The organism is Billgrantia tianxiuensis (genome assembly GCF_009834345.1).
Taxonomy (GTDB): Bacteria; Pseudomonadota; Gammaproteobacteria; order Pseudomonadales; family Halomonadaceae; genus Halomonas; species Halomonas tianxiuensis.
This window is the reverse complement of the sequence record NZ_CP035042.1, coordinates 2,844,271-2,865,885: the sequence shown is the minus strand read 5'-3', so window position 1 is coordinate 2,865,885 and position 21,615 is coordinate 2,844,271. Positions and strand designations below refer to the sequence as shown.

Here is a 21,615-nt window from a genome sequence, read left to right as displayed (position 1 = left end):
GCTTCATAGGATGTGACATGAGAGAGTTACTCGACAAACACCTGCTCTGGGTGGGCGGCAAGGGGGCGTGGGCAAGACCACGGTAGCGGCATCGCTGGCGGTACTGGCCGCTCGCCGCGAGCGCCGGGTGCTGGTCGTCTCCACCGACCCGGCCCATAGCCTCGGCGACGTCTTCGACCGCGAACTGAACGATGCGCCGCGGCGCCTGCTGCCCAACCTGGACGCCATGGAGATCGACCCGGACGCCGAGGTCGATGCGCACCTGGCCCGGGTGACCGAGCAGATGCGCCGTTACGCCGCGCCGGAAATGATGGCCGAGCTGGAACGTCAGATGCGCCTGACGCGGCAGTCTCCTGGCGCGCAGGAGGCCGCGTTGCTGGAGCGGCTTTCACGTATCGTCAGCGACGATACGGCGCCCTACGACCTGGTGATCTTCGATACCGCGCCCACCGGGCACACTTTGCGTCTGCTGACCCTGCCTGAAGCCATGGCGGCCTGGACCGACGGCCTGCTGGCGCACAGTCGCAAGTCCGAGGAGTTGGGCAAGGTGCTCTCGCATCTGACGCCCAAGCGTGGCCGTGACGTGGCCACACCCTTCGACGACCCCCAGGAAGACCCCTTGAACGATCTCGACGAACGCACGCGTGACGTGGCGCGCACGCTGCTCGAGCGACGGCGTTTGTTTCATCGTGCCCGGCGACGCATCGAGAACGCACAGGAGAGCGGCTTCCTGTTCGTGATGACTCCCGAGCGACTGCCGATTCTCGAGACGGCACGTGCCGTGCAGGCGCTCGAAGCAGTCAAGATTCCGGTGGCAGGTACCCTGGTCAACCGGGTGCTCCCCGACGATGCCGACGGTGAATTCCTGCGTGCCCGACGCGAGCAGGAGGCCACGTACCTGGCCCGCATTGACGAACAGTTCGCTCATTTGCCCCGTCCGCGGTTGACGCTACTGCCGAGCGACGTGCAGGGTATCGCCGCTCTCGAAGAGCTTGCCAGCCGGCTGGAGAGCGCTGGCTTCTGATCGCATCCGTTGGCCGTCATTGCTGTATGGCAATGATCAAATGCATTCTCACCGGCTAATGCCTCGCTGCCCGGGCGTTTACACTGGCGCCTGAATTTCTCCAGGAGAGCCTGACGATGTCCGAAAGTGGGCGACTGATCCAGCGATACTATGACGCCTTCAACCGTGGCGACTGGGCCGCCATGCTCGAATGCCTCGATGCCGAAGTGGCACACGACCTGAACCAGGGGCCACGCGAAACAGGACGTGACGCGTTCCGTCAGTTCTTGGAGCGCATGGATCGCAGCTACGTGGAGCGGCTGGCAGACATCGTGATCCTGCCCAGTGCAGACGGTTGCCGGGTAGCCGCCGAGTACACGGTACACGGCGAGTACCGAGCTACCGACGAGGGGTTACCGCCGGCGACTGGACAGCGCTACGTGCTGCCCGGCGGTGCCTTCTTCGAAGTGGCTGAGGGGCGGATCACCAGGGTGACCAACTACTACAACCTGCAGGAGTGGCTGCGCCAGGTGGGCGCCGAAGTATAAGGTGACACTGATGAAGCGGTGAGCGCCCCTTGGTGCGGCCAAGGGGCGAACGGCGCTACGGCAGCAGGTCGCGTAGCGACTGACCGGCACGCCCCAGCCACTCGTTCAAGGCGCGTGTGCTCTGGTTGAGGTGATAGGCCCGGGGTAGCCAGGCCTGGAGCCCTTCGGGCGGTGGACTGGTGAATTCGGTTGGGGCGGGCACCACGACCAGACCCTGGGCTTCGAACTCCGCCACGGCACGCGGCAGATGCCAGGCCTGAGACACCAGCGCCACCCGGGCGATACCCTCGGCGCGCAGCATGTCGGCACTGAAACGAGCATTCTCCGCCGTGCTGCGGCTCTCACCCTCCAGCCAGCGTACCGGTACGTCGAAGACGTCGCGCAGGGCGACGGCCATCAGATTGGCTTCGGCGCTTTCTTCGTCATGTACCCGCCCACCACTGACCAGCAACGGCAGTTCGGTCTGCCGATGGAGATGGGAGGCGTAGGCTAGTCGGCGCCAGGTGGGATTCGCTGGCGCGTCGCCCCAGCCGAATTCCGGGGCCACATAGTCACGTCCACCGCCAAGGATGACGATTGCCTCGGCGCTTTCCAACTGCGAGGTGGACGGCGTGGAGTAGGGTTCCAGCCCCTGACGCAGGGTATGGCTGGCCATTGGCGTGGCAAGCAGCAGCAACCCGAACAGACCCAGCATGATCAACAGGGCGCCGAGGAAGCGCCTTGGGCTCAGGAGCAATCCCAGGAGCACCAGCAGCACGTTCAAGGTGGGTGGCAGTAGCAGGATCTTGAGCAATGTCATCGTCGTATTCCGTCAAACGTGATCGAGAAGTTCCAGTCTGCGGCTGGGCCAATGGACGACAGCTGTGCGGGAGATCATGCCGGCCACCAGCCTGGGATGTTCGCGAGCGATGACCTGGGCCGCGAATTCCGACAGGAAGCGGGATTTGAGTTCAGCGCGCGCGCGGTCAACGCCGATCGCTTCATAGGGCGTCGAGGCAAGCAGGAGGAAGCCGTCGTCGGGGACACGTTCCGCTTTCATGTTGGCATCGATGATCGCTGCGGCCGTACTGATGGGCTGGGACAGGTCGGGGCTGTAGGGCCCGACGATCAGCGCGGTATTGGGCAGGTGCAGGAAATCGAAGCCGCGACCGACGCAGATCACCCATTCGCGGTGTTCGATATCGAGTTCGCGGGTGATGCCGCGCAGGGAGTCGACATGCTGCAAGTTGCCCTTCAGTAGCGGTAGCAGGTCACGGCGTATGTCGCCTGGCATGTCGGGACACAGGCTGGCAATACGGCGCTCGAGCTCACCCTCCTGGCTGGGCTGCAGCGCGCCGATGTCGAGTGTGGCGTCATCGATACCGTGGACGATGAGTGCGTCGCTATCCGTCTCGAAGCCGCACACCAGGGGATAGACGTGGCGGTGGTCACGGCCGAAGATGCTCTCGGCCTGACGGCGTATCTCATGGGCGTGGGCCAAGGCGGCAGCCACATCGCAGTCGAAGCCGGCACAGCCGCGGTTCCGATCGCCGCGGGAGAAATGGTAACTGATGATCAGCAGTACGCCGCTGCCGCCATGGATAGCTTCATCGACGGCGTCGGTGAGCATCTCGCCGAGGTACGGCCAGCCCAGGTGAAAGATGCCGCCCAGGTTGCGGAAGGGGGTGATGATACCCAGGGGCGTGCGCGTGACGTGGGGAGGTGGATGCGACCGTCCATGCACTTCATGGCCAGGATGCGCGTGGGGTGGTTGGCCAGGTAGCGTTCGCGAGCCAGCCAGGCCGAGGGGCTGCAATAGATCTCGGCATGCTCGTGCGACAGCGCGAGCAGGGCGTCGACGCGCTTGTCGATGGGATGATCGTGCAATGGCATGGTACGGCTCTGGTTATTGTTGTGTTGTTATCCTCCCTGACTGTGCCGAGTCATGCAAAGTCATCATTAGTCTCAGGCGTTTGCCTCAGGCCAGGTCCACCTTCTCCTTGTACTCGCAGAGATCCTCTATCACGCAGCTGCCACAGCGCGGTCGGCGCGCTACGCAGGTATAGCGGCCATGCAGGATCAGCCAATGGTGTGCATCGCGGCGAAATTCCCTGGGCACGTGGCGCAGCAGTTTCTGTTCGACCTCGTTCACGTTCTTGCCGGGAGCGATGCGGGTGCGATTGGAGACGCGAAAGATATGGGTGTCCACGGCGATGGTGGGTTCGCCAAAGGCGGTATTGAGGATCACGTTGGCGGTCTTGCGCCCGACCCCCGGCAACGCCTCGAGCGCCTCCCGGGTGCGCGGCACCTCGCCGCCGTGCTGTTCGACCAGCATACGGCAGGTCTTCATCAGGTTTTCGGCCTTGGTATTGTAGAGTCCGATGGTCTTGATGTGCTCCTTGAGAGCCTCGAGGCCTAGGTCGAGGATGGCCTGGGGGTGTTGGCTACCGGGAACAGCCGCGCGGTGGCCTTGTTCACGCCGACATCGGTAGCCTGAGCAGAGAGCAGCACGGCGGTGAGTAGCTCGAACGGCGTGCTCCAGTCCAGCTCCGTTGTCGGCTCGGGGTTGTGCTCGCGCAGGCGAGCGAAGATTTCGTAGCGTTTTTCGGCATTCATGGATATATCGGGCTCAACGGTCGAGTCATGGCGACGGGTTCGAGGCCAGGGCGGCACGGGCTTCTTCGAGCAGGGCGGTGGCACGCTCCAACTGGGCTTCGGCCAGGCGACAAGCTTCCTGGTCATCGCGACGCTGGGCGCTCTCGAATTGCATGTGTGCCCTGCGTACCGCCTGCTCGGCCGCTTTCACCGCCATGTGTCGCTGACGCTGAGGCGGGGTCGGGCCAGGGCCGCCATGCGAGCCGCGCGTACCTTGCCGGATCAGACGACGCTGCCGCTCCAGGCGCTTTTCCCGCTCCAGGCGAGCCAGCCGCTGTTGGCGCGCCTGGTGGCGCCGGCGTCCCAGGCGGGCTCGGCGTGCCAGATAGGCCTGGCGTTCGGCTGCATCGGTGGCGGCCTGCCAATCGGGATGGGGCACGAGATCGATACAATCGACCGGGCAGGGCGCTACGCACAGCTCACACCCGGTGCACTCGGCGGCGATCACGGTATGCATGCGTTTGCTGGCCCCGAGAATGGCATCCACCGGACACGCCTGAATGCATTTGGTGCAGCCGATGCACTCCGCTTCGCGTATGACCGCCGCCAAAGGCATCTGGGCCGGTTGCTCGAGCGGCAGGGATGGCTCTCCGGTCAGCTCGGAAAGGCGCGCGATGGTCTCCTCGCCACCAGGAGGGCAGCGATTGATCGGTTCGCCCTCGGCAATGGCCTCGGCGTAGGGTCGGCAGCCTGGATGCCCGCACTTGCCGCACTGGGTTTGCGGCAGCAGGGCATCGATGGCATCGATCAGTGTGCTGTGGCCCGTTGTCACATCGTCTCCTGGGAGGGCTCGGATTGGCCGCCGGCAAGCGGTTGGCGACCCAGCATTATACGCTGCCAGGTCGATCCGGGCATCCCGCTGGCAGCGGGCTCGATGAACGTGGGCTGGCCGATAGGCGGCAGGCCGGCGAGCACAGACCGTTTTTCCTCGAGCGCCTAGCGGTCGATCGGACTGGGCTGGTCATGGACATGGTAGGCCTGGACGCGATTGCGACCGCTGGCCTTGGCCTGGTACAGGGCCTGGTCGGCGGCACGCATGATTTCCGAGGGGGTTGTCAACTCCGCATGATGCGCGGCGACCCCGATGCTGACGGTCACGCTGTCGTCGGTCGGGGAGAGCGCATGAGGGAGTGCCAGGTCGTCGATTGCCTCGAGTAGCCCCTGAGCATGCAACAGGGCATCATCCAGCGATGTGCCTGGAAGCAGTACGCTGAATTCCTCGCCCCCTGTGCGGGCCAGTAGGAAACCATGATCGCTGAGCCGCCGCCTCATGCATTGGGCCAAGGCCACCAGGCAGGCGTCTCCGGCCTGGTGGCCGTAATGATCGTTGTAGAGCTTGAAGTGATCGATGTCGATCATCATGGCGGCAGCGCGAGGCTGGGGGCCAGGTCGGTTCAGAGCCTGCTCGAAACGCTGGTCGTACAGACGGCGGTTGGCCACGCCGGTCAGTGGGTCGTGTAAGGTCAGTTCGATCAGTTGCTCGGACTGTTGCTGCTGATGTTTCAGCAGGTTGTTGAACTCGCGGGCCAGGGTGCCGATCTCGTCGCGGCGCGCCACCAGGTTCGTTGGCAGGGCAGGCCTGGCGATTTCCTGATGGAGGCGCTGGGTATAGTGGGCGAACTGGCGCAATGGCTGCAGCACCATGCATTCCAATAGCCAAAGAACCAGCAGCAGCGTGACGATGAGCACGCCGCTGGTCCAGTAAAGGGCGAAGCGAAACGTCTCCAGGCTGGCCTGGTAGCGTTGACGGGGCAACAGGGCCTCGATGTGTACGGCGTGGCCCGCCGGCAGGGCCGGGATGAGGCGATTGGCCAGCATGTGCGTCGGCGAGATCCGCGCCAACTGCTGGGACGGGGCTTCCTGACCCGTCGCGGGGCTCAGCTCCAATTGGATACCAGTGGTATCCCGCAACTGCTCGAGCCAGGGCTCGTCGAGCGGACGGACCATGGCGAGCCAGCCGGCTGGGGGCGATTTTTCACGACTCTGATGAATTGGCGACAATGCCGCCATGCCGAGCTCGGCCCGGGCCAGCAACCAGGTGTCGGTGGCATCGTCCGACTTTCGTTCGATATAGCGACCGAGGAAGGCCACGGCTGGTGCTGCCCAATCGCAGGGAGGTTCCACTCCCGGACAGGAGACATACTCTCCTTCTTCGTCGAAGCCGGCTACCCAGTGCGCGCTGAGGTCGGCATCAAGAAAGAGCATCATATCGAGATCCAGCGTCTCGAGGGTATCCTCATAGAGATTTGAGTCAACGTACTGAGGGCGCTCTCCCATGACGAAATCGTAGCTGTCGTCCCAGTAGGCCCAATCCTCCACCAGGCGGCGCAAATGATTGAGTTCCCCGCCCAGGGCCCGCTCGGCCCGGTCGAGCTCGGCATTGGCGAAGTGCTCTTCGTCTTCCAGAAGAATGGGCATGATCTGGTAGCGCGCGATCAGGACCAGGGAGAGAAGAGCCAGACACAGCACGCCACATAATGACAACAGGAAACGGTTGCGCAAGGAGCTGAGCGTGAGCGTCGATGTCATGGGGGCGCGCCTGTCTGCTGTGCCGCCACCCAGGTGTCAAAGGGGTCGGCACCGGTGTAGGTGATTGCTTACAAAATATATCGGCTTGAATTCACGAAGCTTTAATTAAACTAAGATTTTGATCGCAAAGTGCCAACGCGTGCCCATGCGGCGTCAAGGATTGGCTCGATGTGCCCATTCTGCAAAGAAAAGCGCGACCGAAGCCGCGCTGTTGTCCATGCCGGGACATTACCTGACGCGCTGGCCAGGTTCGGCGCCGGAGTCTGGGGAGAGCAGGTAGATGCCGTCGTCGTTGCCGGCAGCTAGCACCATGCCCTCGGATACGCCGAAGCGCATCTTGCGCGGCGCCAGGTTGGCAACCATCACGGTCAAGCGTCCCTCCAGAGCCTCTGGAGCGTAGGCGGAGCGAATACCGGCAAACACGTTGCGCGTTTCGCCGCCCAGGTCCAGAGTCAGCTGCAGTAGCTTGTCGGCGCCCTCGACGTACTCGGCCTTGGCGATACGGGCAATGCGTAGGTCCACCTTGGCGAAGTCGTCGAAGGCGATCCGTTCGCCGATGGGGTCGTCGGCAAGCGGCCCCTTGGCCGCTTCCTTGAGCTTCTGTTCTTCCACCAGATCCTCCTTCGATGCCTCGATCATGGCATCGATCTTGTCCCGCTCGACACGGGTCATCAAAGGCTTGAACTTGGCGATTTCGTGGTCGAGCAGTACCTCGTGCCGGCTCTCCCAATTGAGCGAGCCAAGTTTCAGGAACTCGCGTGCCTGCTCGGCCATGGCCGGTACCACCGGGGCCAGATAGACCATCAGCTGGCGGAACAGGTTGATACCCACCGAGCAGATTTCCAGTACCTCCTGCTCGCGTCCTGCCTGTTTGGCCAGTGCCCAGGGTTCCTTGTCGGCGATGTAGGTATTGGCCTCATCGGCCAGTTCCATGATCTTGCGCACGGCGCGACCGAACTCGCGCGCCTCGAAGTCCTCGGCAATGGCGTCGCCGGCGGCGATGAAGCGCGCCACCAGCTCCGGCTCGGCGCAATGGGCCGAGAGCCTACCGTCGCCCAGCTTCTTGACGAAGCCGGCGCAGCGACTGGCGATATTGACCACCTTGCCGACCAGGTCTGCGTTTACCCGGGCGGCGAAGTCTTCCAGATTGAGATCCAGATCGTCGACTCGTGAAGTGAGCTTGGCGGCGAAGTAGTAGCGCAGGTATTCCGGGTTGAGGAATTCCGCATAGGTAGCGGCCTTGATGAAGGTGCCGCGCGACTTCGACATCTTGGCCCCATTCACCGTGACGAAGCCGTGGCAATTCACTGCCGTGGGGGTGCGGAAATCGGCACCATGCAGCATGGCCGGCCAGAACAGGGCGTGGAAGTAGACGATGTCCTTGCCGATGAAGTGATAGACCTCGGCCTCCGAGTCCTTCCTCCAGTAGGCGTCGAAGTCGATGCCGGTACGGTCGCAGAGGTTCTTGAAGCTCGCCAGGTAACCGATCGGTGCATCGAGCCAGACATAGAAGTACTTGCCCGGTGCATCGGGAATCTCGAAGCCGAAGTAGGGGGCATCGCGGGAGATGTCCCACTCGTTGAGCCCCGATTCGAACCACTCCTGCAGCTTATTACCGATCTGGGTCTGCACGTGGCCGCCACGGGTCCACTGCTTCAGGAAGTCGGCGAAGTCCGGCAGTTTGAAAAAGTAGTGCGTGGAACTGCGCACTTCCGGGGTGGCACCCGAGATCGCCGATACGGGGTCGATCAGCTCCGCCGGCGTGTAGGTGGCACCGCAGGCCTCGCAGTTGTCGCCATACTGGTCGGGAGTCTTGCACTTGGGGCAGGTGCCCTTGATGAAGCGGTCAGCCAGGAACAACCCCTTCACCGGATCGTACATTTGCTCGATGTCGCGGGTGGCAATGTGGCCAGCGTCGCGCAAGCGAGTGTAGATGAGTTCACTGTAGTAGCGGTTCTCTTCGGAATGCGTCGAGTGATAGTTGTCGAAGGCGACCCCGAAGGTGGCGAAATCCGCCTGGTGCTCCTTCGAGACCCGCTCGATCAGTGCCTCGGAGCTGATTCCTTCCTGCTCGGCGCGCAGCATGATCGCGGTGCCGTGGGCGTCGTCGGCACATACGTAATGGCACTCGTGGCCGCGGCTCTTCTGGAAACGCACCCAGATGTCGGTCTGGATGTACTCCAGCAGATGGCCAAGGTGGATCGAGCCGTTGGCGTAGGGCAGGGCGCTGGTGACCAGGATCTTGCGCGGGGCGCTGGTGGAGTTCGACATATCGGCTCTGGAATTCCCAAGAAAAACAGACTCTCGATTGTATCTGTCTTCCCCGCTCGCTGCATCTGCCATGGGGCAAGGTTGGCACCCTGGAGGGAGGTTGGGGTAAGATGAGGTCATCCGCTGACGATTGGTCAAAGGGATGGACCGTCGCGGCAGGACTCAACGCAAAGCCCGTTACGCATCATCCGAAAAACGAACGAATGACTGAAATTTTCGTGAGGATGATACGATGAAACTGCGACTCACTCTGCCCCTGCTACTCATCTCCGCCCTGCTGGTAGGTTGTGGCGCCAATGCCGTCGCTCCGCGTTATAGCAGCGAAAACCCCGATATCATGCGGATCGGCAACGATCGTCCCGCCGACCCGGAGCGCAGCGTCGAGGACCTCGGCTCCTACTGTGTCGAGGTGACGGAAACCTGGAATTCACACGGTAGAACGCCCGATGGCCAGACCCTGTGGGCCAAGGACACTCATCGTGCCGTGGTACCCTGTGACTAAGTTCACGTAACCGATACGCGGTACTGCCCGAATGTGCGACAGCACGACGGCAGATCGACCGGCCCATGCCTTGGCATGGGCCGGTTCGTCAAGAGCGCCTGGCAACGCCTGGCTCGACAACTAGACTGGAGGAGACAACGCCAAGGAACCTGTCGCTGTCAGGAGGTATGCCATGGAACACAAAGGCGCCACTTCCCCATCCCGCATGTTGCTCCATTCCCTCCGTTCGGCTTCGGCCGCTCGCTATCCATCTTGTAGGGCTGCTACCGCCGTGCAAACGGGCAGTTTGGCATTGCTGCTGGCAGCGCTGTCCGTCGGCCTGCAAGTCAGCATTGGCTTGGCGCAAGCGCAGGAGCCCGAATCGAAACGCTTGTTGGGTATCGAAGCGGCAGGCGAGACCGAGGAGAGCGGACTGGAGCATCCCAGCGAGCACCTGGTCGTGACCGACTTTCCCGGTGAACTCATCGATGCCGATCTGGAGGTGTGGCAGGAGCACGTACCCGAGGTTGAGGACATCACCGTGCCCGCTTCGGCGGACGATTACGATCAGCCGGCCTTGTTCTACGCGCCGGAGAGCGAGGAGGAGCGCCCGCTTCTTCTGGTGCTGCACAGCTGGAGTACCGATTACCTCCAGAACATCGACATTCCTCTCGCGCAGTTCGCCGTGGCCAATGACTGGGTCTTCATGCATCCGGATTTCCGCGGTGCCAACGATGGTCGTCCTGAGTCGACGGCCTCCGATCTCGTCATCTCCGACATGGAAGACGCCTTGGAATACGCCCGTGAGAATGCCAACGTGGATGAGTCGAGAATCTATCTGCTGGGCTATTCCGGCGGTGCCATGAATGCGCTGCATCTGGCCAGCCGTCATCCCGGTACGTTCGCCGGCGTAGCCGCCTGGGTGCCGGTCTACGATCTCGTCAACTGGTACGAATGGAACGATCGCCTGGGCGAGAAGTATGCCGAAGAGATCGCGGAGGCCTGTGGCGGTGCGCCGGAGGAAGGCAGTGAAGCCCATGACGAGTGCATGCAGCGCAGCCCCAGGGCGCATATGTCCGATGCCGCGGGCGAGATCCGTGTGCTCATCGCCCACGGCCTCGACGACGAGACCGTACCGGTCGAGCAAGCGCTGCATGCCTACAACGATCTGGTCGAAGAGGAGGCGCGTCTATCCCAGGAGCAGATCGAGGAAATCATGGAGAGCGGGGAAATTCCCGAGGCGCTGCTCGAGTTGTCGCTGCACGAGCAGCGCGATTACCCGTTCTTCGACGAAGCCGAGGCACCGGTTCTGCTGCATCTGCAATCGGGTCCGGCCGAGCTGGCACTGTTCGATGGCGAACACGACATGCTCTATCGCCCCGGCCTCGAATGGCTTGCCCTGCAAGAACGCGATTGAGGAAATCCACCGTTTGGCAAGGATGAATCTTCGATGTTGTTACGTTCTTTCACCCGACGCCCACGCATAGTGGGCGTCATGTTGTCAGCCGCCCTCATGACCGGCGGTATGTCGGCCGCCAAGGCCCAATCCGGTGACTCGACGCTCACCACGCCTGCGGACTGGTCGGAAGTCAACGAGCCTCTGGCCGGCCTGCCGCGTGTGGTTGGCCCATACGATGGAGGCTGTATCGCTGGTGCGGTACGACTACCCGAAGAAGGCATCGGTTACCAGGCGGTGGATCTAGAACGCAACCGCCACTACGGGCACCCCTCGCTCATCGACTATGTCGAGCGCTTGGGCGAGCGCATCAACCGGGCCGGCTTCGGCCCGATCCTGGTGGGCGACATGGCCCAGCCACGGGGTGGGCCGATGCCTTACGGTCATGTCAGCCATCAGACCGGGCTTGACGTGGATATCTGGTTTCGCCTCGACCTGCCGTTTCTCGAACGTAGCGAGCGCGAGGCGCTCGAGCAGCCAATTCTGGTCGATCCGCGCACCCAGCGCCTGGATGAGCGTTGGACGGATCGGCATGCTGAACTCATTCGCTTGGCGGCCGACGACCCGCGGGTAACACGAATTTTCGTCGACTCCGCCGTGAAGCGTGACCTGTGCGAACGGGAGTGGGACGACCGCACCTGGCTGCGTGTGATTCGCCCCTGGCATTCTCACGACGAGCACTTGCACGTGCGCCTGCGCTGTCCACCGGGTCAGGCGGAGTGCGTCAACCAGCCTCCGCCGCCTCCTGGCGACGGTTGCCAGGCACTGGCACCGACACCTCGTCCGGAGACCTACCCACTGCCGAGCCGTACCCTGCCGCCAGCCTGCCGTGCGATACTGGAACACTAGCGCTGGCAGTCGTCTCGACATGGCGCACCGTATCACTCCCGCAATTTTTTGCCGTCAACCTGTGATTCATCCAGGTGACTGACGAACAAGAAGTGAGTGTGATCGGGGGAGGCTGTGAGCACAGGAAGGCGAAGAGCAGGGAGAGTGGCATGACAAAAAAAGAAGAAACCCATGCGGTGCGGGTGTGGCTGGGCTATGCCCTGCCGGAGTTGGCCAGTGGAACCGGTCGGGAGCGTTTTTACCAACACATGGGGGAGATATTCATCCCCGCCACCGTGCAGTCGATGGCCCCGCAGGGCCTGCAAGCTTATGTGCCGTCGATACTGCCGCCCTGCGGCCATCCCAAGGTGCCGGATGAAGTCGCGCTGGTCTTCTACCCCAGCCGGCAGTGTTACCAGCAGGCCAGCCATGCCAGTGTGGCAGGGCGTGCCTACGGAGCTTTGCATGGCACCGTGTTCAGTTTCCAGGCCTGGCAGGACAGGCCCGCCAGTCATAGTGACTTCCCCGTTCCCTTTGAAGGCCAGCCGGAGCAGTCGGGCCCGGTGCAGTTGTTCGATTCCGGGGGAAATTGGCAGCAGGGAGACGTGTGCAGCGAAGTCTGGTTGCGTGGCGGGCAAGGCGTAGCGGCTTTCCGGCAGGGGGTATGCGAGGCGATGAAGAACTTGTATGCCCGGCCGCGGCAGGGGCTGCTGGGCGTTTATTACTATCTTGATGACGACCTGCTGGTGGCCTGGTCCCATTGGCAACAACAGGGCCAGGTGTTACAGGCTGACGACATCGGTGAATTGGTGTGGGCCGGCAGTGCCACAGCGGTAACGGTGCCGTCGTCTCCCTTTGCCGACTATGCCGGACTGACGGTGGGCCCGGGGCAGGCCTTCAATCTGCAATTTCCGCTGTCACCCGTGGCCAATGAGGGGTGACGCCAATGAGCTTTTCCAACCGGGATTTCATGTTGCTGGATCAGCGTCTGTTCAAGGCCTTCATGGCAGCGGCGCAGACCCAGAGCTTCACCCATGCGGCTACCCGGGCCCACATGACCCAGTCTGGGGTCAGCCAGCATATCGCCAAGCTCGAAGAGCAGATCGGCGTCACCTTGTTCAAGCGCATCGGCAAGAAGGTGGTACTCACTGACGCAGGTAAGGCCTTGATGAGTTACGTGCGCCAGCAGATGCATAGCACCCAGCAGTTCATGGATCGGGTGCATGCCATGGAGACACGCGTGGCGGGGCTGGTGTCCTATGCCATGCCGCCCAGTTGCCTGATGTCGCCGCACTTTCCCATGCTGCTGGAGCGGCGCCGGGCACACCCGGATATCGAGCTGAACATCACGCTAACCTCCACTCAGGAAGTGGTACGCATGTTGCTGGATAATCAAGCTGACTTCGGTTTCGTCACGGAGAACAACAATCACCCGCTGCTGCGTTACCGGCTGTTCTGCCAGGAGGAGTATGTGTTGGTGTCCAGCGATCCGGCCTCGCTGCAGGACCTGACCGACAGTTCCATTCTGGAGCAGCGCTTCATCTGGTATCCCGGCTCCAGTTATTACTATGATCGCTGGCTCAAGCATGTGTTTCCCCAGCGCTGTAACCTCAACACTTATTCGCTGACCTATGCGGGAGAGATCAATTCCATTAACGGCGCTATCGATATGGTGGCCGGTGGGCTGGGAATGGCGGTCATTCCCTGCCATTGCGTGGCATCCCTGCTGGAGAAGGAGCGGCTGTACCGCCATCAGGCCAGCCAGCCGCTGCTCAACGATATCCATATCATTACCATCAAGGACCACGAATATCCGCGCCGGGTGGAGCAGGTGATCGACTGGTTCTTCGATATGGTGGCCGATAAATGAATCAGCCGTACAGGGCCAGCAGAGATTTGCCGCCGCCGCAGGGAATGGCGAGCAGATGCGAGTAGTCGCGCCCGGCCTGTAGCTGGGCCTGTTGTTGCCAGCCCTGGCAATCGCTGTGGAAGCGATTGACGGTCAGCAGGCCGTTGTCTGCTCGATACCCGGCAAAGCCGGGCCCCTCCTGCAAGGTGAGCGTTGCCGCCGCGCTGGTTTCCTGGGGCAGCGGCAAGCCAGTGCCTACCGGGTGAGACCCCTGGGCAGGGTCGTCCATGTAGTGGTCGATATTGACCGCCTGGTAGGCGGGGTTGTGCTTGAAGAAGAAATTCTCGCCGCCGAGTTGGAAAAAGCAGAAATCCTGCCAACCTTTTGCCCACTCACTTTGCCAGAGCAGGCTGATACTCAGCGGGGCCTGGGGTGGTACCTGAATGCCATAAATCCGGCTGGTGCCGGTGTTGGAGTTGTAACCCATGAACAGGCACCGGTCGCGGTAGCCGAAGGCATGCACGGTGGTAAAGCCTATGGTGGTGTCGCCATAGGTGCGTTGATAGCGGTACAGGTGCTGAAGATCAGTGGCGCTGACCCGGAAGAAATCGAGGATACCTCCGTCCCGGGTGTAGGCCAGCAGGTGCAGCTGTCCACCCAGCCAGAAGGGGCTAAGGGTCTGGTAGGCCAGGCTCGCATTGACTTCCGCCCCCGGCGTGAAGGCCAAGGTGTCAGGGTTCAGATCAAGTGCGGCCAGGTGGCCCTGGACGCTGCTGACGAACAGCTTGCTGCCGTTACTGGCCAAGGCACTGGCCTGATCGAGAAAGCCGACCCCGCTGGGGCTGACCGGGGTCAGCCGATACTGATTGCGCTGCGGCTCGGGGCTGAGCTGATACCAGCTGGACTTAGTCATGGTGCGCCTCCTTGCGGTCGGCCTCGGCGGCCAGCAGAGCCCAAGTGGCCAGGGCACCGTTGTAACTGGTGTACAGCCCCTGTTCCTGATAGATGTAGCCGGCCCAGCTGTCCTGCAGGGAAGCCGGTAGTTGGCCATTGATGACCGGGTCGGACACGTTGCGGACGAAACCGTAAGCCACCTGATGCTTGTCGCAGGCCATGCCGACCACGGCATCGTCCATTTCCACGATGCAGCCGTACTCTTGCAGGCCGTTGGTCGTGGTACCGAACAGGAAGGTGTCGGTGGTAATGATGGGCTGGTTGGTGACCACCTTGATGCGGCTGTTCGGCGCATCCGGACTGATATGGGCGTCGGCGGGGTATTGCGGGCTTACCGGCAGTATTTCGGGGCCGGAAACCTGGATCACGCCTTCCTGGGCCTGGGGCAGGTAGTGCTCGCCAGGTTGCCAGTGCGATCGCACCGTGCTGTGGTTGAAGGCGGCGTTGGCGAAATTTTTCAGGCAGTGAAAGTAGGCCTGGTTGGTGATCAGCGCCGAGCCCAGGGCATCTTCCTCACGTACGCCGCCAGCGGTGCCGATGGAGAGCACCAGTCGTGGCTGGGCCTCCAGGCACAACTGGTCGATCAATTGAACCAGGGGCAGGTCTGTGCCGTCCTGGGCCAGGTGCATAGCGGATTTCACCAGCAGCACTTTCAGCTCGCCGACGGTCACCATCCTCACGCTGCCCCACGCTTGGTCATACAGGGAGGGGGCGCCGCCCTGGTAGGTTTTCGCCACATCCACCATGTACTGATGAATCTGGCAGTAGTTGCGCTGGTATTTTTCCCAGCCCTGGCGCCAGTCGTGGCCCTTGGCCTGCTCCGGGGTGAGTGGTTCGCGGCGATTGGTGAGCACCTGGTTCATGGCTGCCCACTCGGCGCTGGTCCAGGTGATCACTACCACATCCGCTTGGGGAAAGGGGAGTTGGCTTGCCAGCCGGTGAGGGGTGTCACGCTGGGAATACGGTTGTCCGCTACGCCCAGTGTCTGCCAGTCCACGGGTGGCAAGGCGTGCTCGCTGCTGGTGGGCAGGGCGGCCATGCGTTGGGCGTGAAGTAAGGTGTCCGGTAGCGCTGCGGATGATTCCATGATCATGACGGCATCCTTTTTATGGTTAGTTGTGAAACTGGCTGCGAAAAAACGACAGTTCCCTCAAGGCAGCTAAGTAGTCTGAATGAGACCATTTCTCATACTAGTCGGTTTTGGCATGGTGAGAAGTGTTTAATCATTATGAATGATAATGGTGATAATCACAGTAGATAATTCATGCTTCATGATGATGACCATCAGTAGTGATAATTTCACTTAGGCTGTTTCTTGCTCATACATTGGTATTGCCGATTTACTGATCGGTTGACTGCAGGGATAAAACTCCCCTTAACCTATTAGGAGCAAGACAATGAGCGACATGACAAAAACGCTTTGGGGCCAGTTCATGACCGCCTTCAACGAGCAGATGAAGATCGAAGGCGTTCCACAAATGCTGACCGGGCCGCAACCCTGGAACTGGGGTGGCAAGAATCCACCGATCGGTTCCATTCCTTACCAGCAGGTGCAATTCCTCAATATCGTACCGGCCAGTCCTCTGGTGGATCCCAACACCTATGGCATGAAGCTGAGTTTCGGGCAGCAGTACAAGGCATTCCTGAATTCTCTGATGGTGACAGATGGCGGGGATGAGGGACAGAAACTGCAGCAGAATATCATCAATGCGACGCAGAACCTGGGGACGGTGCAGGCCAGTGTGAATGTGGCCTACCAGAATTTCCAGCAACAGACCGGTAGCACCGAATCCTACGCGGATTGGTTGAAAAATGAAGGCATCGCCGTGGCTGCACAGCTTCAACAGGCGACAACGGCATACCAGAATGCCCAGTCGACTTATGACGAGTATATGAAAAAGTTGAAGGGGCCCATCACCGATGCCGTGAAGCAATATAACGACAATTTGTCCACGGTGGTGGGGCAGGCGGGTACGACGCTGAAAGACCAGCCGGTGTTCCAGCTCAGTGAAACTCCCTGGAGTTACATCCAGCGTATCACCAATGACAATTATGGCAGCGATGCCTCTGCTGGCTCAGCTCGCACTTTCTCCTTCAGCTCGTCTACCCAGGAGTGGTCGGATAGCACCGTTTACTCCGAAGGGGAGCTGGGAGGCCTGTTCGACTTCTTCGGCTTCGAGGCCGCTGGCCGGGTGGAGAAGGTGTCCACCGAGCATTTCTCCAGTGAGTACGATATCACCTTCGCCTTCCAGGATGTGTCCGTGGTGAACGTGACCCCGGAGAACTGGTTCGATGCGTCGATGCCGAGCAACTACGTGAATGGTCCCTTCATGCCTGGCCATTCGGGCTTCGAGCATGGCAATGACGTGTACTACTTCGGCAAGGGCGGTAACTTGGCGCGCATCGTCTCGCAGATGATCGTCGGTTACCGGCCCACGATCACCATTAATGCCGGCACGGATTTCGCCGAGGAGGTGAAGCAGAAAGTCAGTGGAGAGGGCGGCTTTTTCATCGGGCCGTTCGAGTTCGGTGGTGCGGGAGGCTCCGACTCTGACAAGGGCACCGTCAAGGTGGACGGGCAGACCATTACCTGCACTTCCAACAGCAACTGGGGGACGATAATTGGGCTGGGCACCAACTGGATCGTCAACCCACGCTGATAGCCCTTCGCCAAGTCAATGGAGACGGCCATGTTACAGCTACAACGTCAGGGCCCGATGCGCAACGCCTACGGCAATATGAACCAGACCCAACATGGTGATGCGGTCACGGCCATCAACAGCTTGACCGATACCGCGATCTGGCGTGGGGCAGGTACCATCATTAGCCAAGGTACCGTACGTATCGACGTGCAGGGTTACACCAGTGATGGCGATCTTAACCTTCAGGTTCAGATCAATGGAGTGAGCGGCAATAGTACCGTGGCTGCGATACTGGTGGCGCCCAGCGTGGGTGAGGCCAATACCCAGGCACAGCATGTCTATGCCACCCGCAAGCTGAAGAATGCTCTCTTCGAGAGCATGAACGACGGCGATATCTACCGGGTGTTCGGCACTCCCGTGTGACCCTTCACTGCCACCTCGACCGCCGACCTTGCACAGAGGCAAGGCCGGCGGTCGCTTCGTTTGCGCCAGTGCGTAATGCAACTCACGAGCCCCGACTGGTGTCCGTTCGCGCTGGTGACTGGCCATACGGCGACATTCCAGCCGGTACTGAGTAACATGGCCTATGATCCAGCAGGGTGAGAGATGGCGGTGGAAGAGCAGGGGTTCGTGCTGACACGGCACTGGCGGGACACCCCCGCAGGTTGCGAGGTCGGGTTCTGGTTGGCGACCGAAGGAGGTCCACGCTACCTGCGCCTGCCACCACAGCCAGTGGTGGCTTTTCTGGCCGCCGAGCAGCGTCGGCGCGCACAGCGCATCCTTCAGGGCGAGCCGGGCGTTGAACTCAAACCCCTGGCCCTGCGCGATTTCCGTCAGCGGCCGGTAGTGGGGCTCTATTGCACGCAATATCGCCAGCTGCAGCAGCTGGCTCGACGCCTGGAGGAGTCCGGTATCGAAGTCCTCGAGGCCGACGTGCGCCCGCCGGAGCGCTACCTCATGGAGCGCTTCATTACCGCGCCGGTATCATTTACCGGACGGCAAGCCGATGACGGCTCCCTACATGATGTGCAGCTCCGCCCTGAGGAGGGATATCGCCCCCGGCTCAGGCTGGCCTCGCTGGATATCGAGACCAGCGCGCAGGGCGATCTCTACTCCATTGCGATTGCGTGTGGCGAGCAACGCCAGGTGTTCATGCTGGGCTCGCCCGCCGGCGGGAATGGCGAGGATGGCGAGATCGAGGGCTCGCCCGATTTCGCGCTCGAATACTGTGACAGTCGGCGTGCGCTGTTGGAGCGACTCAACGCCTGGTTCGCCCGGCACGATCCCGATGCGATCATCGGTTGGAACCTGGTGCAGTTCGACCTGCGCCTGTTGCAGCGTCATGCCGAGCAGTTGGAAGTGCCTCTGCGCCTGGGGCGGGGTGGCGAGCCGCTAGGGTGGCGCGCCCATGGCAGCAACCCCAACCACTTCTTTGCCTCGGCGGCGGGCGGCTGATCATCGACGGTATCGAAGCCCTGCGCCAGGCTACCTGGCGCTTTGCCTCGTTCAGCCTCGAGCACGTCGCCCAGGAGCTGCTGGGCGAGGGCAAGGCCATCGACAATCCTTACCAGCGCATGGACGAGATCGAGCGCATGTTCGCCGAGGACAAGCCGGCCCTGGCACGCTACAACCTCAAGGACTGTGAACTGGTCACACGGATTTTTGCCAAGACTGAGCTCATCGATTTCCTGCTCGAGCGTGCCAGCGTCACCGGGCTGCCGGCTGACCGCAGCGGCGGCTCAGTCGCGGCCTTCTCGCACCTCTATCTGCCGCGCATGCACCGACTGGGGTTCGTGGCGCCGAGCCTTGCGCAAGGGCGCGGCGGGGAGGATAGCCCGGGCGGCTTCGTCATGGATTCCCGGCCGGGACTCTACGACTCAGTGCTGGTGCTCGATTTCAAGAGTCTCTATCCCTCCATCATCCGCACGTTCCTGGTCGATCCGGTCGGCCTGGTGGCGGGCCTGAGCGAGCCCGAGGTTCAGACGGTACCGGGCTTTCGCGGCGCACGCTTCTCGCGTACCCGGCACGCGCTACCCGACATGGTGGAGCGGGTGTGGCAGGGGCGCGAGGCCGCCAAACGCGAAGGCAATGGACCGCTCTCCCAGGCGCTCAAGATCATCATGAACTCGTTCTACGGTGTTCTCGGCTCGCGTGGCTGCCGCTTCTTCGACCCGCGACTGGCCTCGTCGATCACGCTGCGCGGCCATGAAATCATGCGGCGTACCCGTGAGCTGATCGAGGCCGAGGGCTTTACCGTGATCTATGGCGACACCGATTCCACCTTCGTCTGGCTGGGGAGCGCCCATGAAGAGGATGAAGCTCTTGCCATCGGTCGGCACCTGGCGGAGCGGGTCAACCGCTGGTGGGCACAGCACCTCGATGGTGAGCTTGGCCTGACGAGTGCGCTGGAACTGCAGTTCGAAACCCATTTCCGGCGCTTCCTGATGCCGACCATTCGCGGTGCCGAGGAGGGCAGCAAGAAGCGCTACGCGGGGCTGGTTCGCAACGAGAAGGGCGTTGAACATGTCGTGTTCAAGGGCCTGGAAACGGTGCGTGCCGACTGGTCGCCGCTGGCCAAGATCTTCCAGCAGGAGCTCTATCGCCGCGTATTCGTCGGCGAGGCCTACCGGGATTACGTGCGTGACTACGTCAATCGCACCCTGGCCGGCGAATTCGACGAGCAACTGGTTTACCACAAGCGGCTGCGCCGCCGGCTCGACGAGTACCGCCGCAACGTACCGCCCCATGTGCGTGCCGCGCGCATGGCCGACGAACTCAACGACCGACTGGGACGCCCACGGCAGTACCAGCATGGCGGCTGGATCCGCTATGTCATTACCGTGGCCGGTCCCGAGCCGCTCGAGGCACGTCGCTCTGCCATCGACTATCAACATTACCTTGCGCGGCAGCTGCAGCCGGTGGCCGATGCCATTCTGCCCTTCCTGGGAGATGATTTCGCCAGTTTGGTCGATAGGCAGCTTGGGCTGTTCTAAAGAGACCATCTGCCTCAAGAGAGACCTTCTGCCTCAAGCGTATGCCTGCGCCGATGTCGAGTGACTACCGCGTTGGCCGATACGCTGCCCATTCATGAATTGCCGCCGCCATCGACGGATTTTCTCGGCCGGGTAAGCCATGTCGCAGGCTTCGAAGAGTTCCTCGAGGAAGCGTTTGCGTTTGCTCCGGCATCTTCCGACGATCACGGTGGCAGTGATCAGCAAGTCGAGTACACGATGTTTTTCTTGCCGCTCCAGGCGGCTGAGGGCGAAGCGTTGCTGGGGCCAGTCGACTTCGATGCTGTGCTCCTGAATCCCAAAGGTCTCGAACAGGCGCAGGAGAAGGTAAACGTGATTGGGATGGATGTCCTGATTGGCCATGATCAGTGCGCCAAAAGAATGCAGTACGACTTGGCGTGCCCGTTCGCTAAGTGGGTCGCGCTCGAGCGATTCCATCTGAGCCTCGATGGCGAAGGGGCCCAGTGCCTGCTCCCTGGCCTTGTTCAGGATTCGCCAGGTGATGATGGCATTCCAAGCGGCATAAAGCGGGCCCATGACCAGCGGCAGCAAACCGCGCAGTGCAACCCGCCCCAGTACGCGGCGCAGCAATACGCGCAGCAGGAAACTGCTGACGCCCACCTTCATGCGGTACATGACTGCCATGACAGAGAGTTTCCAGCGGCTCATTTGGGCATAGGGATCGATGCCGTAGATGCGATGCCGCGGGCTCGGAAATTCGAGTGCCACGCGGGTCAAGCCCAGCAGTACCAAGCGTGCCTTCGGGCTGGCGTGGAGGGGCGCGCCGGCCTGGCGACTGATGGTGCCCACACCGCGCAGTGCGTTCCAGTAGAGAAAGGCGATCTCCACTGCGCTGATCACACCGGCGACAACGAAGAAGCCCGTCCAATAGGGAAGTTGCTCCCTCAGGCTCATTCCCTGCATACCGTCGAGCAAACCCTCGCGCATGTACCACTCCATGGCGCCAATGGCTCCGCCCGAGAGGATGCCGGCGAGCATGGACCACGCCACGCTGCGGTGCAGGGTGCGCCGGATGGCATCGAGCTGCTGGTCGTCCCGAGCCCGTCGCGGAATAGCTTGGTGACGATTGTGGCGCTGCAAGTAGCGAGCGGCCCAGCGCTCGAACACACTGGGCTGAGGTGCGTATTCCCGATCCGGTCTTGCTTCGGCCATGAAAGTTGATCACATCCTGACTGTGCCTGATGCCTTCAGCGTAGCGTCGTCGGCCAGTCAGTACGAGTTGCCAATCTCATACGTTAGCGTGGCTCATGCAACCAGGCTGTTCCGCTGGGCGATGGCTTGCAGCCAATGCCTCGGCAGAGCGGCAATGAAAAGGCGTCCACGCGCTTACTGCCGGGAGTGAACAGTGTTCGAAAAAGTGATTGACGCCACTCGCCGAGCGGTGATAT

The 21,615-nt window shown here is 61.7% G+C and carries 21 protein-coding genes and 1 pseudogene; 11 read left to right on the top strand and 11 right to left on the bottom strand.

The annotated features are described in order from the left end of the window. Positions 1 to 67 precede the first annotated feature (67 nt). Positions 68 to 1,024: an ArsA family ATPase gene (locus tag EKK97_RS13245; RefSeq protein WP_236551220.1), complete on the top strand. Its 957-nt coding sequence runs from the start codon at positions 68 to 70 to the stop codon at positions 1,022 to 1,024. A gap of 116 nt (positions 1,025 to 1,140) precedes the next feature. Further along, a complete protein-coding gene (locus tag EKK97_RS13240; protein ID WP_159552507.1) occupies positions 1,141 to 1,551 on the top strand; it encodes a ketosteroid isomerase-related protein in 411 nt (136 codons plus the stop codon). Positions 1,552 to 1,606: 55 nt separating this feature from the next. On the opposite strand, the gene EKK97_RS13235 is transcribed toward EKK97_RS13240, so the two are convergent. The 7 genes and pseudogenes from EKK97_RS13235 to metG form a co-directional block, all read right to left on the bottom strand. After that, complete coding sequence (locus tag EKK97_RS13235; RefSeq protein WP_159552505.1) at positions 1,607 to 2,350, bottom strand: YdcF family protein; 744 nt, start codon at positions 2,348 to 2,350, stop codon at positions 1,607 to 1,609. A gap of 12 nt (positions 2,351 to 2,362) precedes the next feature. Further along, a complete protein-coding gene (locus EKK97_RS13230; protein WP_340162865.1) occupies positions 2,363 to 3,160 on the bottom strand; it encodes a hypothetical protein in 798 nt (265 codons plus the stop codon). Beyond that, positions 3,106 to 3,423, bottom strand: a complete 318-nt coding sequence (locus tag EKK97_RS25865) for a hypothetical protein (RefSeq protein ID WP_340162864.1) — start codon at positions 3,421 to 3,423, stop codon at positions 3,106 to 3,108. Before EKK97_RS25865 ends, EKK97_RS13230 begins: the two co-directional genes overlap by 55 nt. Before the next feature lie 85 nt (positions 3,424 to 3,508). Next, positions 3,509 to 4,146: pseudogene (gene nth / locus EKK97_RS13225) on the bottom strand (endonuclease III). A 25-nt stretch (positions 4,147 to 4,171) separates the two neighbouring features. After that, positions 4,172 to 4,957: an RnfABCDGE type electron transport complex subunit B gene (locus EKK97_RS13220; protein ID WP_159552503.1), complete on the bottom strand. Its 786-nt coding sequence runs from the start codon at positions 4,955 to 4,957 to the stop codon at positions 4,172 to 4,174. A 164-nt stretch (positions 4,958 to 5,121) separates the two neighbouring features. Then, entirely contained in the window at positions 5,122 to 6,714 is a 1,593-nt protein-coding gene (locus EKK97_RS13215; RefSeq protein ID WP_159552500.1) for a diguanylate cyclase domain-containing protein, read from the bottom strand. Between the two features lie 228 nt (positions 6,715 to 6,942). Continuing rightward, positions 6,943 to 8,985 carry a methionine--tRNA ligase gene (gene metG, locus EKK97_RS13210; protein ID WP_159552496.1) on the bottom strand — a complete coding sequence of 681 codons (2,043 nt, stop codon included), beginning with the start codon at positions 8,983 to 8,985 and terminating at the stop codon, positions 6,943 to 6,945. 232 nt (positions 8,986 to 9,217) lie between these two features. Here metG and EKK97_RS13205 point away from each other — a divergent pair, with 232 nt between their 5' ends. From EKK97_RS13205 to EKK97_RS13185, 5 genes are all read left to right on the top strand, one after another. Continuing rightward, on the top strand, positions 9,218 to 9,487 hold the full coding sequence (locus EKK97_RS13205; protein WP_159552493.1) for a hypothetical protein: 270 nt from the start codon (positions 9,218 to 9,220) through the stop codon (positions 9,485 to 9,487). Between the two features lie 271 nt (positions 9,488 to 9,758). Further along, positions 9,759 to 10,883 carry an alpha/beta hydrolase family protein gene (locus EKK97_RS13200; RefSeq protein WP_234286824.1) on the top strand — a complete coding sequence of 375 codons (1,125 nt, stop codon included), beginning with the start codon at positions 9,759 to 9,761 and terminating at the stop codon, positions 10,881 to 10,883. Between the two features lie 78 nt (positions 10,884 to 10,961). Further along, positions 10,962 to 11,771, top strand: a complete 810-nt coding sequence (mepA, locus tag EKK97_RS13195) for a penicillin-insensitive murein endopeptidase (protein ID WP_234286823.1) — start codon at positions 10,962 to 10,964, stop codon at positions 11,769 to 11,771. 149 nt (positions 11,772 to 11,920) lie between these two features. Beyond that, positions 11,921 to 12,691, top strand: coding sequence for a hypothetical protein (locus EKK97_RS13190; RefSeq protein WP_159552491.1), 771 nt, complete (start codon positions 11,921 to 11,923; stop codon positions 12,689 to 12,691). Between the two features lie 5 nt (positions 12,692 to 12,696). Further along, positions 12,697 to 13,620, top strand: coding sequence for a LysR family transcriptional regulator (locus tag EKK97_RS13185; RefSeq protein WP_159552489.1), 924 nt, complete (start codon positions 12,697 to 12,699; stop codon positions 13,618 to 13,620). A 1-nt stretch (position 13,621) separates the two neighbouring features. Here EKK97_RS13185 and EKK97_RS13180 read toward each other — a convergent pair whose 3' ends face one another. From EKK97_RS13180 to EKK97_RS13170, 3 genes are read right to left on the bottom strand one after another with little or no spacing between them, the layout of a single operon-like run. Beyond that, the gene (locus tag EKK97_RS13180; protein ID WP_159552487.1) at positions 13,622 to 14,512 is read right to left on the bottom strand and encodes a hypothetical protein; all 891 of its coding nucleotides are present in this window, start codon (positions 14,510 to 14,512) and stop codon (positions 13,622 to 13,624) included. Continuing rightward, complete coding sequence (locus EKK97_RS13175) at positions 14,505 to 15,449, bottom strand: phosphorylase family protein (protein ID WP_159552485.1); 945 nt, start codon at positions 15,447 to 15,449, stop codon at positions 14,505 to 14,507. Before EKK97_RS13175 ends, EKK97_RS13180 begins: the two co-directional genes overlap by 8 nt. Next, entirely contained in the window at positions 15,449 to 15,646 is a 198-nt protein-coding gene (locus EKK97_RS13170; RefSeq protein ID WP_159552483.1) for a hypothetical protein, read from the bottom strand. The genes EKK97_RS13175 and EKK97_RS13170 overlap by 1 nt, the downstream gene beginning before the upstream one ends. Positions 15,647 to 15,950: 304 nt before the next feature. On the opposite strand from EKK97_RS13170, the gene EKK97_RS13165 reads away from it, so the two are divergent. The 4 genes from EKK97_RS13165 (at position 15,951) to EKK97_RS13155 (ending at position 20,188) form a co-directional block, all read left to right on the top strand. Continuing rightward, complete coding sequence (locus tag EKK97_RS13165) at positions 15,951 to 17,213, top strand: hypothetical protein (protein ID WP_159552481.1); 1,263 nt, start codon at positions 15,951 to 15,953, stop codon at positions 17,211 to 17,213. Between the two features lie 30 nt (positions 17,214 to 17,243). Further along, complete coding sequence (locus EKK97_RS13160; RefSeq protein ID WP_159552479.1) at positions 17,244 to 17,618, top strand: hypothetical protein; 375 nt, start codon at positions 17,244 to 17,246, stop codon at positions 17,616 to 17,618. A 183-nt stretch (positions 17,619 to 17,801) separates the two neighbouring features. Then, the gene (locus EKK97_RS24755; RefSeq protein WP_236551219.1) at positions 17,802 to 18,650 is read left to right on the top strand and encodes a 3'-5' exonuclease; all 849 of its coding nucleotides are present in this window, start codon (positions 17,802 to 17,804) and stop codon (positions 18,648 to 18,650) included. Continuing rightward, on the top strand, positions 18,593 to 20,188 hold the full coding sequence (locus EKK97_RS13155; protein ID WP_236551218.1) for a DNA polymerase II: 1,596 nt from the start codon (positions 18,593 to 18,595) through the stop codon (positions 20,186 to 20,188). The genes EKK97_RS24755 and EKK97_RS13155 overlap by 58 nt, the downstream gene beginning before the upstream one ends. Before the next feature lie 33 nt (positions 20,189 to 20,221). On the opposite strand, the gene EKK97_RS13150 is transcribed toward EKK97_RS13155, so the two are convergent. Further along, positions 20,222 to 21,379 (bottom strand): AtpZ/AtpI family protein, encoded by a 1,158-nt coding sequence (locus tag EKK97_RS13150; protein WP_159552477.1) that lies wholly within the window; start codon positions 21,377 to 21,379, stop codon positions 20,222 to 20,224. Positions 21,380 to 21,615 lie beyond the last annotated feature (236 nt).